Origin of the sequence: Tautonia plasticadhaerens, from assembly GCF_007752535.1 — a bacterium.
Lineage (GTDB): Bacteria > Planctomycetota > Planctomycetia > Isosphaerales > Isosphaeraceae > Tautonia > Tautonia plasticadhaerens.
This window is the reverse complement of record NZ_CP036429.1, coordinates 92,493-107,787: the sequence shown is the minus strand read 5'-3', so window position 1 is coordinate 107,787 and position 15,295 is coordinate 92,493. Positions and strand designations below refer to the sequence as shown.

At 72.6% G+C, this 15,295-nt stretch carries 15 protein-coding genes and 1 pseudogene; 10 read left to right on the top strand and 6 right to left on the bottom strand.

All coding sequences use genetic code 11. The annotated features are described in order from the left end of the window. Positions 1–64: 64 nt before the first annotated feature. Positions 65–298 (bottom strand): hypothetical protein, encoded by a 234-nt coding sequence (locus tag ElP_RS36625; RefSeq protein WP_145279769.1) that lies wholly within the window; start codon positions 296–298, stop codon positions 65–67. A gap of 264 nt (positions 299–562) precedes the next feature. Here ElP_RS36625 and ElP_RS36620 point away from each other — a divergent pair, with 264 nt between their 5' ends. Both ElP_RS36620 and ElP_RS36615 read left to right on the top strand, forming a co-directional pair. Further along, complete coding sequence (locus tag ElP_RS36620; RefSeq protein ID WP_145279767.1) at positions 563–1,606, top strand: NAD(P)/FAD-dependent oxidoreductase; 1,044 nt, start codon at positions 563–565, stop codon at positions 1,604–1,606. Between the two features lie 193 nt (positions 1,607–1,799). Continuing rightward, positions 1,800–2,459: pseudogene (locus ElP_RS36615) on the top strand (HAD family hydrolase). A 128-nt stretch (positions 2,460–2,587) separates the two neighbouring features. Here the strand turns inward: ElP_RS36615 and ElP_RS36610 are convergent. From ElP_RS36610 to ElP_RS36600, 3 genes are all read right to left on the bottom strand, one after another. Beyond that, complete coding sequence (locus tag ElP_RS36610) at positions 2,588–3,730, bottom strand: alpha/beta hydrolase family protein (protein ID WP_145279765.1); 1,143 nt, start codon at positions 3,728–3,730, stop codon at positions 2,588–2,590. 302 nt (positions 3,731–4,032) lie between these two features. Continuing rightward, positions 4,033–4,266 (bottom strand): hypothetical protein, encoded by a 234-nt coding sequence (locus tag ElP_RS36605; protein WP_145279763.1) that lies wholly within the window; start codon positions 4,264–4,266, stop codon positions 4,033–4,035. 160 nt (positions 4,267–4,426) lie between these two features. After that, positions 4,427–4,708, bottom strand: a complete 282-nt coding sequence (locus ElP_RS36600; protein ID WP_145279761.1) for a hypothetical protein — start codon at positions 4,706–4,708, stop codon at positions 4,427–4,429. A gap of 510 nt (positions 4,709–5,218) precedes the next feature. On the opposite strand from ElP_RS36600, the gene ElP_RS36595 reads away from it, so the two are divergent. The 4 genes from ElP_RS36595 to ElP_RS36580 all read left to right on the top strand — a co-directional run bounded on the left by ElP_RS36595 (position 5,219) and on the right by ElP_RS36580 (position 8,133). Then, positions 5,219–5,902 carry a Uma2 family endonuclease gene (locus ElP_RS36595; RefSeq protein ID WP_145279759.1) on the top strand — a complete coding sequence of 228 codons (684 nt, stop codon included), beginning with the start codon at positions 5,219–5,221 and terminating at the stop codon, positions 5,900–5,902. Positions 5,903–5,932: 30 nt separating this feature from the next. Beyond that, positions 5,933–6,259, top strand: coding sequence for a hypothetical protein (locus tag ElP_RS36590; protein WP_145279757.1), 327 nt, complete (start codon positions 5,933–5,935; stop codon positions 6,257–6,259). Positions 6,260–6,721: 462 nt separating this feature from the next. Then, a complete protein-coding gene (locus tag ElP_RS36585; protein WP_145279755.1) occupies positions 6,722–7,081 on the top strand; it encodes a hypothetical protein in 360 nt (119 codons plus the stop codon). A gap of 86 nt (positions 7,082–7,167) precedes the next feature. Further along, the gene (locus ElP_RS36580) at positions 7,168–8,133 is read left to right on the top strand and encodes an amidohydrolase family protein (RefSeq protein ID WP_145279753.1); all 966 of its coding nucleotides are present in this window, start codon (positions 7,168–7,170) and stop codon (positions 8,131–8,133) included. Positions 8,134–8,293: 160 nt separating this feature from the next. Here the strand turns inward: ElP_RS36580 and ElP_RS36575 are convergent, their stop codons facing one another. Together ElP_RS36575 and ElP_RS36570 are read right to left on the bottom strand one after the other, a co-directional pair. Further along, positions 8,294–8,761: a hypothetical protein gene (locus ElP_RS36575; protein WP_197447216.1), complete on the bottom strand. Its 468-nt coding sequence runs from the start codon at positions 8,759–8,761 to the stop codon at positions 8,294–8,296. Between the two features lie 357 nt (positions 8,762–9,118). Then, the gene (locus ElP_RS36570; RefSeq protein WP_145279749.1) at positions 9,119–9,490 is read right to left on the bottom strand and encodes a PDDEXK family nuclease; all 372 of its coding nucleotides are present in this window, start codon (positions 9,488–9,490) and stop codon (positions 9,119–9,121) included. Positions 9,491–10,264: 774 nt separating this feature from the next. On the opposite strand from ElP_RS36570, the gene ElP_RS36565 reads away from it, so the two are divergent. From ElP_RS36565 to ElP_RS36550, 4 genes are all read left to right on the top strand, one after another. After that, positions 10,265–11,392: a helix-turn-helix domain-containing protein gene (locus ElP_RS36565; protein WP_145279747.1), complete on the top strand. Its 1,128-nt coding sequence runs from the start codon at positions 10,265–10,267 to the stop codon at positions 11,390–11,392. Positions 11,393–11,702: 310 nt separating this feature from the next. After that, positions 11,703–13,238: a site-specific integrase gene (locus ElP_RS41660; RefSeq protein ID WP_145279745.1), complete on the top strand. Its 1,536-nt coding sequence runs from the start codon at positions 11,703–11,705 to the stop codon at positions 13,236–13,238. Further along, complete coding sequence (locus ElP_RS36555) at positions 13,235–13,681, top strand: helix-turn-helix domain-containing protein (RefSeq protein ID WP_145279743.1); 447 nt, start codon at positions 13,235–13,237, stop codon at positions 13,679–13,681. The genes ElP_RS41660 and ElP_RS36555 overlap by 4 nt, the downstream gene beginning before the upstream one ends. 452 nt (positions 13,682–14,133) lie before the next feature. Continuing rightward, complete coding sequence (locus ElP_RS36550) at positions 14,134–15,288, top strand: ISAs1 family transposase (RefSeq protein ID WP_145271338.1); 1,155 nt, start codon at positions 14,134–14,136, stop codon at positions 15,286–15,288. Positions 15,289–15,295: the final 7 nt, after the last annotated feature.

The window sequence follows — 15,295 nt, the reverse complement described above, 5'->3', positions numbered from 1 at the left end:
GGTCGGTATGTGGGCGGCGTCGGGGCCGGTTCTAACCCCGACGCCTCCCGGAGGCCTCACGCCGTCACGGGGTCGCGCCGGCCCCACCTCCTGCCGCGGGCGTCCCGCCGGTGCCGAGGTCGCCGCCCGTCGTGCCGGTGCCGGTCGTGCCGGCTCCGCCCATGTCGCCTGTGGTGCCCGTCGCCCCCGCGCCGGCATCTCCACCGCCGCCCGCGCCCTCGCCGCTGCAGCCGACCATCAGGGGTAGGGCGATGGCGGCGAGCACCAACGCCTCCCGAAGCCGAGTCCTCATGAGCATGATCTTGCCTCTCCTGGAGTTGTTCGGGCCCGTCGCGGGCCCCAAGTCCGGGCGCGAGCCCGGCCACATTCCCGCCCTGCAATGGGAGTGCCGAATTTGTGAGAGTATTCTGAAATGTGGAAATTCCACAAAATCATTCGTGGTCCTTCGCGGCGATCGTGCGGCTTGCGGCCGCCGGCGCTGCGGCGGGGTGGCCCGGGCCGGGACGACCGTGGAGTCCCACCCACGATCGGCCGACCGCGAGGATGGCCCGGAGGCGAGGCGATGGCGAAGGTCAGCGAGGGGACGGGAGGCCGATCGGCGAGAGACGGACGACCGCGAGGGCGGCCGAAGCCCCGCGACTCGTACGACGTGCTGGTCGTCGGCGGCGGGCCGGCCGGCCTGTCGGCGGCCCTGGTCCTCGGGCGGTGCCGGCGCCGGGTCATCGTCGTCGATTCCGGCCGGCCCCGCAATGCGGCCGCCCTGCGGTCGCACGGCTACCTCACCCGGGACGGCATCGGGCCGCACGAACTCCTGCGGCTCGGCCGGGAGGAGGTCGCCCGCTACGGGGTCGAGGTGCTCGACGACGAGGTGGTCGACGCTCGCTGCCCGAGCCCCGACGGCTCGCCCGGCCCGGGTGCCGCCGCCTTCGAGGCGGAGACGCGGTCCGGGCGGCGTCTCCGCTCCCGGAAGCTGCTCCTGGCCACCGGCGTCCGGGACGTCCTGCCGCCGGTCGAGGGGGCCGAACGCTACTACGGCCGCGGCGTGCACCACTGCCCCTACTGCGACGCCTGGGAGCACCGCGACGCCAGGCTCGCCGCCTACGGGGCCGGCGGCGCCGCCGTCGGGCTGGCCCTGTCCCTGCGGACCTGGTCGGATCGCGTGACGGCCTGCACCGACGGCCGCCCGGTCGACGCGGGCGATCGGGCTCGCCTGCGGCGCAACGGCATCGCCCTGCGCACCGAGCCGGTCGCCCGGCTCGACGGCGACGACGAGGCCCTCGGGGCGATCGTCTTCGAGGGCGGACGATCGATCCGATGCGACGCGCTGTTCTTCAACACCGGGCAAGTCCAGCGGTCGACGCTCCCGGGGATGCTGGGTTGCGAATATCGGGAGGAGGGCCAAGTCGAGACCCACGGCAAGCAGCACACCTGCACGCCGGGGCTGTTCATGGCCGGCGACGCCGACGGCGACGTGCAGTTCCTCATCGTCGCCGCGGCCGAGGGGGCGAGGGCGGCCACGGCGATCAACCGCGAGTTGCAGGACGAGGACAGGGGCGAGGCCGGGGTGAGGCCCAATACCTCCTCGCGGGCACGGGCACCGAGATGACGGGGGAGCTGCCCGAGCCCGAGGATCGCCCCGCGCCGCCGCCTTCCCATGGGCCATGCCTCGGCCGAGCCGCGTGGTTCGCCGGCATCGCGGCACATGGCTTGCCGACGGGGAGGTCGACCGGGAGCGGGCCCGTACGGGATCCCGCCGGTCGCGGTGGGCTGTTCGCAAGAGGTGGCCCGTGATCCGGGGCATGATCTTCGACATCGACGGCACGCTGGTCGACTCGGTCGACCTGCACGCCAGGGCCTGGCAGGAGACGTTCCGCCACTTCGGCCACGAGATCCCCTACGATCGGGTCCGCGCCCAGATCGGCAAGGGCGGCGACCAGCTCATGCCCGCCCTCCTCCCCGAGGACGTCGTCCGGGACCGCGGCGAGCAGATCGAGGCCTACCGCGGCGACCACTACAAGCGCGTCTACCTGCCCGAGGACCTCGCGTTCCCCTCGGTTCGGGAGCTTTTCGAGCGGCTCCGGGCCGACGGCAAGCGGCTGGCCCTGGCCTCCTCGGCCAGGGGGGATGAGCTGGAGGCCTACAATCGCATCACCCGGGTCGGCGACCTGATCGAGGCCGAGTCCTCCTCCGACGACGCCGAGCGGTCCAAGCCGCACCCCGACATCTTCCAGGCGGCCCTGGGCCGGCTCGGCGGCCTCGGGCCCGACGAGGTCCTCGTCGTGGGCGACACCCCCTACGACGCCGAGGCCGCCGCCAAGGCCGGCATTCGCACGGTGGGGATGACCTGCGGCGGCTGGCCCTAGGAGCCGCTCAAGGCCGCCGGGTGCGTCGCCGTCTACCGCGACCCGGCCGACCTGCTCGGCCGATACGAGCAATCGCCCCTGGCAACGGGGGCGTAGTCCAGGCCCGCGATGCCCGGCCCCATGACCGTCGTCGGCCTCCCGGACACAGGCGACGAGGACGCCGGTGCACACCCTCCGCGTCGGGATGGGCGATCGGTCGACCTGCGGCCGTCGGACGGGTGAGGTCACAGGGGGGGACGCCGGCGGGCCCCGGCTCGGCGCGGCCTCGCGGCCGGGAGGGGCGCCGCCCAGGTATACGGGGCGATCAGCGACGCGATCGGCGGGTGGACCAACGCCACGAGCAGCGAGTGGGCAACACCAACATCGGGGTGCAGGTCGGCCTCGGCATACCGCACCCGCAGTGGGCCCAGCAGGCGTTCGTCCCGGGGCAGCAGGCCCACGCTCCCCATCGCCGAGTGGTGTCCGGACCGGGGAAGCAGCGGGTACGGGGCCAGGGCCGCGTCGCAGGGGTTGTAGAGGCCGAGGACCGCCTCGCTCGTCGGCAACGCCCGGCCCAGCCGGCGGCCCGGGTCGAGCCAGTGGTGGTCGATCGCCCCCGAGATCAGCACCGCCCGCAGCCGCAGCGGCGGCCGTGGCCCGGGCAGCCCGATCGGCGGGTCCAGCGACTGGCTGTTCAGGGCCCCGCCGCCGAGCAGGTGCAGCGCCGCCGGGACGACGCGCCCCCCCTCGCTGTGGCCGATCAGGCAGGCGCGGGCGCCCGGGGGGAACGCCTGGAGCAGCCGCGCCAGGTGATAGCCGGCGACGAAGGCACGCCGCGACTTCTCGTTCAGGTCGAGTGCCGGGTCGAGCAGCGTCCTCTCGCTCGGCCAGTCGAAGAGGACGACCAGCGCGTCGCCGGGGATAGCCCCTGCGCCGTCGAGCCACTGCCACGCCTTCAGGGTGGCGTTCACGGCGAGCAGCCCGCTGACCAGGTTGCCCTGGACCATGATCACGACGGGGCGGCCGGCCGCCTGCGCCAGCAGTGTGCCGGGGGCGGCCGGGGCGAGCAGGCCGAGCGGGTCGAGGCGGTAGGCCTGGAGGTGGGGCCAGGGGTCGGAGCCCATGACTTGCGGGGCGGCGGCCGTGCGGATGACCCAGAAGTCGTCGCGCCGCCCGGGCGGCGGGGCGATCGGGGCCGGGCCGGCGACGTCGGCCGGGACGACGGGGCCCGGGTAGAGCAGCGACCCGGTGTGGACCCATGGGCCGGCCGCATCCGTCGCGGGCCCGGCGACCGCGAGGTCGGGCCTCGCCGGGCCGAGGCCAAGGAGGGCGGCCACGACGAGCGGGGCGGTCGCCGCCCGGATCGCGTGCGCGCGTCGGAGGTCCATCGCGTCAGCTCAGGTCCGAGAGGCCGCCCCGCGGGGAGCCCCGAGCGGGCCGCTACGGGCTCGCTCACGGGCCGGCACGACCTGTTCATCGACCGGATCGGGCAGGCGGCTCGACCCCGCGGCCAACCCGGTTGACGGCCCCTCCCCCGATACGGATCAGCCGGAAGGGTTGAAGCCGACGCGGCGACGCGATCGATCATGAGTCGTCTGCCGACTGCGTCAATCGAGGCAGAAGGCGAACCGATCTCGACGAGCCGCTCGACCGCCACGACCTACTCGTCGCCGACGCCTTGGTCGGGCCCTCACCGTCGCCCCCCATCCCACCGGACCTCGTACCCTGGGACCGCCCAGCGCGGGTCGGCCTCGTCGGCCCCCGGCCGGGCCACCAGCCGAGGCGGAGCTGACGCGAGCGGGGCGTCGCCGACCACGTCGACCGCCGGCGGCGCCGTGTCCTTCACTAACCACCCGACCACCAGGACGGCCACCGACAGGTGCAGCCGCACGTCCAGTAGCGGCCCGTACCACCTCGACCGCATGGCATGCCTCCCCACAAGGCTGGGCGGCGGCCCGGGTCAGCATCATCCGGCCCGTCGCCACTCCCGTCGTCCTCGATCCCTTCGATCCTCCGGCTCGTCACCCAATGCCGAGCAGCCGGCCGGCGATCGGCAGCATGCCGTCGCCGCGAACGCCCCGGGCTCAGCGGTGCCCGTGCCCGGGGTACCCGCCGCCCCGCCAGGGCCGCGGCGGGCAGTACGGCCGCGGGTACTTCGGCGCGGGATAGCACCCCGGCTGCGGGAACTTCGGGCCGGGGTAGCACCCCGGCTGCGGGATCGGCGGCGGGCACCAGGGGCGCGGCGGGCACCAGGGGCGGCCCCAGCCGGCGTTTGCCGCCGGCGGGCGGTACGGGTCGCTGGCCTCAGGGGCGGCGAAGGCCAGGGCGAGCGTCGCGACGGCCAGCGGCGTGATCAGCTTCATCATGGATCTTGACTCCTTACAATTGTGAATGACTTTGCGAGTCAGTTCGCGTTCGTGAAACCTTTCACAAAGTCAGTCGCAGCCCGCGTCGATCGGGCGACATGGCCGGCCGCGCGGGGCCCCGCCGCGGTCCCCCGCGACCCGCCCGATGTACGACGACCCCCGTTGCCTCGCGCCCACCGGCTGACCCACCCGGCCGGAATGTCGCGACGGGTCGGGAGGCAGGAACGCCGTCGTCGCCCCGGTCCACGATCGCATGCCGGTCATCTTGCGGTCCGAGGATTACGCCCAGTGGCATGAACCGGCCGAGCAGGTGACCGACGAGTCGGGGCCCTCGTCAACACTCAGAGCAACGACGATCCGCACTGCATCGACTCGGCCGGCTGATCGGGGCGCTGATCGTCGTGGCCGAGCCGGCCGCGCCGGGCTGGACAGACGTGCCGGACCTCTGCGAGCATCGGGACCGACTCCTCATGCCAGACCGCCGGCGGCCGCCGCCAACGGAGGCTCCCCATGAGCACCAGCGTCTCACGCTCGCGCACCTCCCCGCCGCCCGCCGTCGGGGCCGAGGACCGCATCCTGCTGCGCGGCGTCGACCGCGCCTTCTACGACCACCTCGTCGCCGTCCGCGGCGAGAACCCCAACCCCCGGATCGCCTGGTTCGGCGAGGACCTGGAGCTGATGAGCCCCTCGATCCGCCATGAGGACCTGGCCGAGCTGCTCGGCCTGCTGGTCCGGATCGCCCTCACGGCGTTGGGCGTCGAGCACCGCGGCCTGGGCCGCGTGACCATGACCCGGCCGGGCCGGCCCCCCAGCAAGGAGGCCGACGCCTGCTTCTACATCGCTAACCTCGCCCACTCCCCGGCCCGCTCGGCCAGGGAGCTGGACCTGGCCGCGTCCCCGCCGCCGGACCTGGCCATCGAGGTCGAGATCAGCCGCCCTGGGGTCCCCGTCGAGGCGATCTACGCCGGCCTGGGCGTGCTCGAGCTGTGGCGCTGCGACGGCCAGCGGCTGCGCATCCTCCGGCTGGGCCCCAACGGCCGCTACGCCGAGCAGGAGCACTCGGGCGCCGTCCCCCGGGTGCGGGCCGACGATGTCATTCCCCTGATCGCCCGGGCCGAGGAGCTGGGGGACCTCGCCTGGACGGCAAACATCGAGCGCTGGGCCCGCGAGGACCTGGCCCAACGGCCTGCCTGACCTACGGCCTACCCCCGAGGAGACGCACTGATGGCCGAGCCGACGACCATCTGGGGCCGCGAGGCCGCCCAGGACATCGCCGAGCTGAAGCGCGGCGTGGCCGACTCCAACCGCCGCCTGGAGGCGGTCGAGGGGAAGCTCGACCGCCTCCGCGCCGACTTCCGCGGCACCGTCCGGGGGATCGGCTACACGATCTGCGTGCTGATCACCGTCTTCGGCGCCCTGGCCATCGCCGGCGGCGCCTGGGTGGCCAGGACACTGGTCGAGCACGACCGGCAGGTCGATCGCTACGAGCGCGACGACGTGATCCCGCTGGTGCTCGCCGGCCGACAGGTCGCCGAGCTGGGCGTCCCCTGAGCGGGGTGCCATGGCGACCTGAAGCCGGGGGCGTCCCGGGCCCGGGACGGGGCAGGGGGCCCGATCAGGAAGCGGTCCGGGGGCCGGGTTTTCATCAGCGTACGCCGATGGTTACATAAATCCCATTATCGGACGATTGATAATACGCACAATCGTCACAGCCGGACCGCCTCCCGCCACTCCGACGCCGTCGGCCGACCCGCCGCCGGCACGCCCTCGACCGCGACGATGCAGGTCCTGACTGGGACCCCATCATGGTCATTCCTACTCGCGACGCGGCCCATCGGACGGCCGCACCCGGCGGCTTCAGTTACCAGGGCCGGAAATTCGTGGCAAATCCGCGGCGTCTGCCGTCGTGCCGCCGCCCGCCCTTGGCCCGGGCACGCGCCTTGCTCCCCGGACGGTTCCCGTCCCCGGCACCGCACCCGTCGCGGGCCTCCTCCCCCGTCCGAGGGCCTTCCCATGCCCCCGACCGCTTCCGATGCCCGGCCCGGCTGTACCCGACCCGACGACCATCCGCCGGCCGCTCCGACCGACCTCCGGGCCGAGGCCCGACGCCTCGCCCACCGCCAACGCCGCGCCGAGGACGCCGTCCGACGCCTCCACGACCACCCGCACCGCGACCGCATCGACCGCCTGGCCGCACACTCCGACCGCCTCTGCGTCGCCCTCTGCCGCACCCTCGCCCGGCTCCGCATCGACGATGGCCCCGGCCTGGCCCGGCCGATCGCCCGCGACGCCCGCAGCGCGCCGACACGGGCCGGCCGCCCTCCGGCCGCCGGCGGGGTCGGCCGGGGTCCAGGACGCGCGCCGCGCCGGTAGGATGGGGCCGAGGGGGCCGGAGTCGGCGGCGGCGGGTGTCGCCCCTTCCGGCCCCCTCCGACCGGCATCTCCCCGGAGCGACGACGATGGACGACCGACGCCGGTTCCTCCACGGCATGGCGGCCCTCGCCGCCGCCGGCACCCGGGCCGGGCGGCGCGTCGACGCCGCCGACTCCGGCCCCCTCGCCGAGGACGACGGCGCGATGCCCCTCATCGACACCCACGTCCACCTCTGGGACCTCCACCGCCTCCGCCTCCCCTGGATCGAGCCCGGCTCACCCCTGGACCGCGACCACCTCCCGGAGGACTATGCCACGGCGGCCCAGGGGCTGGGCGTCGCTCGGGCAGTCTACATGGAGGTCGACATCGACCCGGCCCGGCACGTGGCCGAGGCCGAGTACGTCATCGACCTCTGCCGCCGCCGCGTCGGGCCCCTGGTCGCCGCCGTCGTCGGCGGGCGGCCCGCCGACGAGGGCTTCCCCGCCTACCTCGACCGCTTCCGCGACCGCCCGGAGGTCAAGGGCGTCCGCCAGGTCCTCCACGGCCCCGCCACGCCCCCGGGCACCTGCACCGCTCCCGAGTTCGTCCGGGGCATTCGCCTGCTGGGCGAGCGGGGGCTGAGCTTCGACCTCTGCATGCGCCCCGGCGAATTGCGAGACGCGGCTCGCCTGGTCGACGCCTGCCCCGGCACGTCGTTCATCCTCGACCACTGCGGCAACCCCAGCGTGCAGGCGGCCGACCTGTCGGCCTGGCGGGAGGACCTCTCCCGGATCGCGGAGCGGCCGAACCTGGCCTGCAAGGTCTCGGGCATCGTCGCCTCGGCCGCACCCGGCTGGCGGGCCGAGGACCTGACGCCGGTCGTCGACCACGTGCTGGTGCGCTTCGGCCCCGACCGGGTCGTCTTCGGCGGCGACTGGCCGGTCTGCACGCGGGCGGCGACCCTGAGACAGTGGGTCGAGGCGCTGCGGGCGATCGTCGACGGCCGGGGCGAGGCGGAACGCCGGGCGCTGTTCCACGACAACGCCCTGCGGGTCTATCGCCTGGAGGTCTGAGCGGCCCACCGGGGCCGGTCGCCGTCCCGCAGGCGAGGGCAGCGACGGCCCCGCTTCACGGCCCCGGACCATGACAAAGAGGGTGTCGTCCGCGGACCCCGCATCGGTCACCGGAGGCGCCGGGTCGACCACCCTTGCCACCTGAAGTAGACGCTACTTGTCAGGACCGCGACGTGCCCCGAAGACGCTCAACCTCTCTGGTGCACCAGTAGAGCGCCCACTCGATCCGCTGCCCTGGGACTTCGCCCGACTGCTTCAGCCACCCGAGTTCCTCGATGACGGCGGCGCGACCGAACGTCTCAAGGCACGGCTCTAGGAGCCAGCGGTTCGTGCTCGGGTCCACGTCGATGACCGCGGCCCGCATCATGCTCCCGAAGAGCCGCCGCGGCACGGGCTGGCGCCCGAAGACGTGGGCCACGAACCACTTCTTCTCCGGGTCGGCTAGGGCGGCGGCGAGCCACTCCCAGTCGTCGTCGGTATTCCTGGCGACGCGCTTGCGTGCCGCCTGGAGTCGCTCGAACGCCTCGGCATTGCGGCGTGCCCGAATGGCATCTCTCCAGAGCTGAAGTGCTCCTCCCAGGTCATCGTCAACGCCGCCTTGGCTTGGATTCCTGCGGGCCCGCATCACGCCCCGGCCTGGCCGCGAGGCACGCCGGGCTGGCCCAGTGCCCGATCGTCGAAGTGCCTGGCATCTTAGCGATCGGCTCGGCAGCACTCAACGCGACATCCGGCCCGTCCGGCCGCCCTGACATTTGCGGTATACCTCCGTGGCAGGGAGTACTCGTCTGGACGAGGCGACTCCGGCTCAACCCGATGGACCCGCCAGCAACAGCCCGGCGACGTCCAGTTCGGCGACCGCCCGGCCGTCGAGCACCAGCGGGATCCGCTCGCCGAGCCCGTAGGGCCGCACCCCTCGGTACCCCGGCGTCTCGTCGCCGACCGGCTCGGCGTGGGCCTCGATCTTCCCGCTGCGGAGGTCGACGGCTCAGAGCGCCGGCACGCCGCCGCCGGCGAAGGCGGCGACCACCGGCCCGAGGCCGTCGTCCGGGCTGGGGTTGAGGAATTCTACCACTAGTCCGACCTCGGCTCCCGTCGGGTGCCGGTCGGGGTGGTCGCGGGGCCCGCCGCGGATCAGCGCCAGGCCCACGTCCGGCTGGTGCCACGGCCCCAACGCCAGCGGGCTGCCCGGCCCGTCGTTCCAGCCGGCGGGCACGACGCGATGCAACTCAGCGATCAAGTTGCTGAGGAAGGCGCAGTGGAACGGCAACTTGACGGTCTGCCGCACGAGGCGGCCATCCCAGAGTTCGACGTGCTGGACATCGTCAAGGACGCCGGCGGCGACCATTCGGGCGCACACGTCGGCCGAGATCGGCCGGAATCGACGACCGCGGGCATCGGCAGGAGGGGACGGCGAGGCGGCGCTCATGCGGGAGGGCTCGGGTCGGAGCGGTTTGCCCGGATCCTAATCCGGAGCCCGTGTCCGGTCGAGACTCGCCGCCCGACGGTGATCGCCCCGGTCCCCGCGGCATGGCCTAGAACGCGGCCCGAACCGGCCCGGATCGCCGAGGCGGGGCATCAGCGGCGTGGAGATCCGGCGACGGGCGGCTTCACCGACCCGCTGCCCGGTCTCTGGCCCGCTCCCCGATCACCCCGGACCGGCAGACATCAGCCGATCCGTCATTGAGAAGCCGGCCCCGGCGCGGTAAAACAAGCGGGCTCGGAGGTGTTTGCAGCACCACCGAGCCCGCCGTTTGTTTCGATCGCTTGCCAAGGCCGCCAGGACGCCAATCTCGTCGGCCGAGGCGATGTCCACCAGCACCAGCGGAGGTCCGCGATGCACGCCTGAGTCCTTCCGAAGTCCATCTCCTGAAGGCCATTCGTGCAAGCAGTCCCCGCCGCTGCGGAGGCTCACTGTGCGCGCACATTTTATCCGGTTGCCATCCCGCCGCAAGGGGCAATCCCCGTCCGTCCCTGAAAAACCGACCTCCACCCCCCAGGACAACGGCCGAACCGCCGGGCCGCTGCCGCCCGACGAACGACGACGACGCGTCGCCGCATTGCGCCATATCCTGGCCGGCTCCGCGCCCGAATTCGAGGCCCGACGCCGACGCACCGACGCGGAGGTGCGGCCATGAACGATGCCGACGTCCTGCCACCCTTCGGGCCGCTCCCCGAAGACCTCTCCTCCCTCGGCCTGCCGGCCGGCGCCCTGCTCCTGCTGGAGAAGTTCAGGTTCTTCTACTGCCGCTCCCGCCGCTTCTGCTGGCCCTCGGACGAGGAGCTGTCGCGCCGGACCGGCCTCTCCATCCACCAGGTCCGCCGTGGCCTCCGATGCCTCGGACAGGCCGGCTTGATTCGCCGCCAGAGAACCACGCGCCGACTCGAAAACAGCCGCGTCCTCCGTCGCCGCTTCATCGACCTGCTCTTCGTCGAGCCGGGCGCCGGCGCCCAACCCGACCGGGCGCCGGCGCCCAATGGTCGTGTGCATCGACGTGCGCCGGCGCGCACTCAAGAAGTCGTAGTCGTTGAAGGCCGAGAGAACTTCGAGAGGCCGGATCCCGATCGACGAGGACGACGGCGACCCGAGCCGACCCCAATGACCACCGCCGCCGGCACCCGATCCCCGGCCCTTGCGGCCACCGCCCTGGAGGCCTTGGAGGCCTCCGGGGAGGGCCGGTACGCGACCTCCGTGCCGGTCCGAGCACGACCCGCCCCCGTGTCGGACGCGGTGAGAGCCGCCGGGCGGCCCGGTGAGGCGATGGCGCGGGCGTTCGCCAGGCTCGGGGTCGAGATGCCGACCCCGACGCCGTCGATGCCCCCGCCTTCGACACTCGAGCCGCCTCAGGTCCCCACGGCATCGCCCGCATCTGCTCGCTCGCGGCCGGTGCTGACAACCGAGGCGCTGGAGGCCCTGGCCGCCGGCGGCGACCCGGTGCTGGTCGGGGAGCTGGCCCGGCGCAAGGCGGCCCGGGCACGTCGGGAGGCAGCGGGGGCGACCCGGCCGCCGGCCACGACGGCCGAGCTGCTGGGGCGGATCCGTGAGGACCCGAGCTACGTGAGCCAGGCGGCGCAGGCGCTGGCGTCGGAGCTGGGAGACGAGCGTTCGTGGCGTGGACTGCACGCGATCTGCCGTCGTGCATTCGAGGGGCGAGTGGAGCCGGAAGCGCTCGTGTACGCGTTGGGTAAGGCCAAGGGTCCGAAGGTGCAAAAGCCCGGGGCGATCTTCACTTTGGAGGTGGGCCGATGGAGGGGACCATGACCTAGCTCGACCGAATCCCGCCAAGTGGAGGCGATGGCCGCGGGCGTCGGTCGCGTGGTCGGCGTTCGCGGTGCGCCGCAGTCGTCTGGAGGCGAGGCTGCCTACATCAAAGTGAGCTTCATCAAACAAGGCATTGGAGGGCGGGTCGCGAGTCATTGCTGGCATGGCCCCTGCCCTGCATTTCGGCACTTGTTGGCCGAAGATAAGACCGGTTATCTTCGGCCAAGGTCCCGGCCGATAGAGGGCAGGGGGAGGTACCTTTTCATTGAAGTCGGGGGGCGTCATGGACGACGAGCACTAGGCGGAGCTGGTGGTCATCGGCGAGGACGGCCGGCCCGAGCTGCCGCCGGTCCTCCTCGGCCGCGCGACGCCGACGGTCGCGGCCCAGGTCCAGGGCTTCTACAACGCAGATGCCGAGATCTTCGAGCGCTGGGTCACCCGCCGATCGTCCCGGCACACGCAGCGGGCCTACCGCCAGGACGTCATGGCCTTCTGCGAGCTCATGGGGATCGACTGGCCTGGCGACGCCACGCGGCTCCTGGCCGTCGCCGTGGCCGACGTGCTGGCCTTCCGGGATCTGATTGTCCCAGAGGACCTGGCGCCCAAGACCATCAACCGCCGCATCGCCTCGCTCTCGAGCTTGTACAAGTACCTCCAGGGCGCCGCCTCGGAACTCAGGCTCCCGATCACCGTGCCGAACCCGGCCCACGCCCAGTTCATCGCCCGCAGCTCCACCGATCCGCGCGAAGAGCGCCGGGCCCTCTCGGCTACGAGGGCCCGGCAGCTCATCGGCCTGCCCGTCGGCGACTCGGTGCTTGACTACCGCGACCGGGCGATCCTGAAGTTCTTCCTCTACTCCGGGGCCCGCATCGGCACCGGCTGCCGGCTGAAGGTCAGCGACTTCCACCAGGACGGCGACGAGGCGACGATCGCCCTGCACGAGAAGGGCGACCGGCGGCGGAAGATCGGCCTGCACTTCGCCGCAGCCCAGGCGATCGCCGAGTACATCGACAGGGCGAAGCAGACCAAGGGGCCGCTGTTCCGGGCCCGCCGCCACTGGCGGCTCGAGGAGCTGAGCAACATGCCGATCTCGCCGGTGACGATGTACACCCTGCTCCAGGGCTACCTGTCCCGGCTGCCCGGGGCGATGCGAGAGGAAGAGAGCGTCGACGAGGAGGGGACGGCGACGAAGGTCAAGCGGTGCATCTACACGGCCCCACTCCATCCGGGCGACGACGGCCACCCTGCTCCTGGACGCGGGGACAGACATCATCAAGGTCAAGGAGCTGCTCGGGCACCGGCACGTGACCACCACGCAGATCTACGACAAGCAACGACGGAGTGCAAAGGAGGGGGCCTCGCACGACGTCCCGATCTGACCCCCCTACCCGGCCCGATCGGCGGCGTCCCGGCCCTGGCGATCTGTACGACCCGGTCGTATACTTTGCGTGGGCCGGGAGGACTCGGGTCCATGAACGAATTCGACCCGGCCCGGTGGCCGACGTTCCTCGAGCTACCCGGCTTCACCCGGGCTTGGTCGGCCCTCGAGCTGGGCGACGCCGACCTGACAGCCCTCCAATCCCTGATCCTCCGGGGGCCGGGCCGGTACCCGGTCGTCGCGGGGACCGGCGGCCTGCGGAAGATCCGGTTCGCCCGGCCCGGCGCCGGACGGGGCAAGAGCGGCTCGTACCGCGTCTGCTACGCCGGCTTTCTGGGGCACGGCGTCGTGGTCCTGGCAATGGTCTACGGCAAGGGGGAGCGTGCCGACCTGACGGCGGCCCAGCGGAAGGCCATCGCGTCCGCGCTGCGGGCGATCGACGAGCAGCTCAAAGGAGAGGTCCGATGACCCGAGAGACCGACCGGCGCGCCCGAGACACGGCCCGGGCCAAGGGGCAGGAGATCATCGACGGCTTGCGCGAGCTGGCCGAGGCGCTGGAGGCCGGCGAGCCCCTTGGGCGGCGCTTCACGGTGCGGACGTACCGGATCGCCCCGCCGCCGGAGTACCGCGGCGCGGACGTGCGACGCGTGCGCGGGTTGATGTCGCTAAGTCAGGCCGCTTTCGCGGCGTTCCTCGGGGTGGACCGGTCGACCGTGCGGTCGTGGGAGCAGGGCCTGCGGCCGCCGAGTCCGGTGTCGTGCCGACTGATGTCGGAGATCGAGTCCGACCCGCCCCACTGGCGGCGCCGGCTGGCGGACTGCCTCGCCGGTGCCGAGCCGGAGGAAGTCCCGGCGGTGGACGAGGATAAGCCCAAACAGCGGCGGACGAAGGCCGCCGGCGAAGTGGGATGACCGCCGCGCCGGGCTGCCCACGCCGACCACCCGAGCGTCCTCGATTCGCCGTGGTCCCCCCCTGCCCTTCACCAGGCCATCAGATGGAATGGTGATAGACAAAGGACATTGTGTGCGCTAAACATCGGAGCATGGGGCCCATCCACGATGAGCGATTCGACCGAGATTGTTCTGCACCCGGGACACGACCGGGCGCCCGCCCGACGCCGCCGGGCCGACGACCCGGCCGGGCCGCCGCCGGCGATCGTCGCCGCCGCGGGCCCCGGGGCCGAGTTCGCCTGGGACGAGTTCTTCAAGGGCCAGATCGCCAACGCCTACACCCGCCGGAACTACACAGGGCCAGCGCGCACTTCTATAACAATCCGGCAAGCTCTGCGGCCTTGCGCCCGCCCCGCTGCCCGGGTATACCGTCCACCGTGTCGTGAACCAGACCCGGTGGCCGGAGGTCGGCGATGGCGGGCACCCGCAGCAAGCTCGACGAGATCGTGGCATCGTTCGCGATGCTGGAAGATCCCCGCTCCCACATCAACCGCCGGCATCCGCTGCCCAGCGTCCTGGTCATCGCTGTCTTGGCCGTCCTCGCCGGCGCCGCCGGGCCCACCGCCATCGCCCGCTGGGCGAAGCTCAAAGAGGGGCTCCTGATGGACCTCCTCGACCTGCCGCGCGGCATCCCCGGCAAGGATGTCCTCCGCCGCATCCTGATGACGCTCAAGCCCGCGGCCTTCGAGGCCGCCTTCAACGCCTGGATCGCCCGCCTCCGCGACGAGGCCATCGCCACGACCGGCGTCGATCGGCCGGTCGTCGCCATCGACGGCAAGACGGCCCGCCGCAGCCGCGACGCGAAGGAGGGCCTCGGCCCGCTGCACATCGTCACCGCCTGGGCCGGCGAGTACGGCCTGGCGCTGGGACAGGAGGTGTGCGGCGAGAAGTCGAACGAGATCACGGCCATCCCCGAGCTGCTGAGGCGGATCGACGTCCGCGGCGGGGTAGTGACGATCGACGCGATGGGGGCGCAGAAGGTGATCGCCGAGGAGGTAGTCCGCGGCAAGGCCGACTACGTGTTGGCCCTGAAGGGGAACCACGAGGCGCTGCATCGGGCGGTCATCGAGCACATCGACGAACAGCTGGAGGGGGATCTCAAGGGGGCCGAGGAGCTGACGACGAGCGAGCGCGGGCACGGTCGCGAGGAGCACCGGACCTACCTGCACCTGCCAGCGCCGGCGGCCCTGCCCGGCCGGGCGGAGTGGAAGGGGCTGAGGTCGGTCGGCGTCGTGACGTCGCGGCGGGTGAAGGGAGGCGAAGAGAGCATTGAGATTCGCTACTACCTCAGCAGCCTGCCGGTGGACGCGGAGCAGTTCGCCCGCGCGGTGCGGGGCCACTGGTCCGTGGAGAACGCGTGCCATTGGTCGCTCGACGTGACGTTCCGGGAGGATGACTCGCGGGTCCGCCAGCGGGTGCTGGGGGCGAACATCACCTGGCTGTATCGCTTCACATTGTCGCTCCTCAAGCAGCACCCCGACCGGCGACAGAGCCTGGCCATGAAGCGCCGCGGCTGCGGCTGGAGCGACACGTTTCTGATGGAAGTCATTGCTGCGTTAACATGTTAGTGTGCGC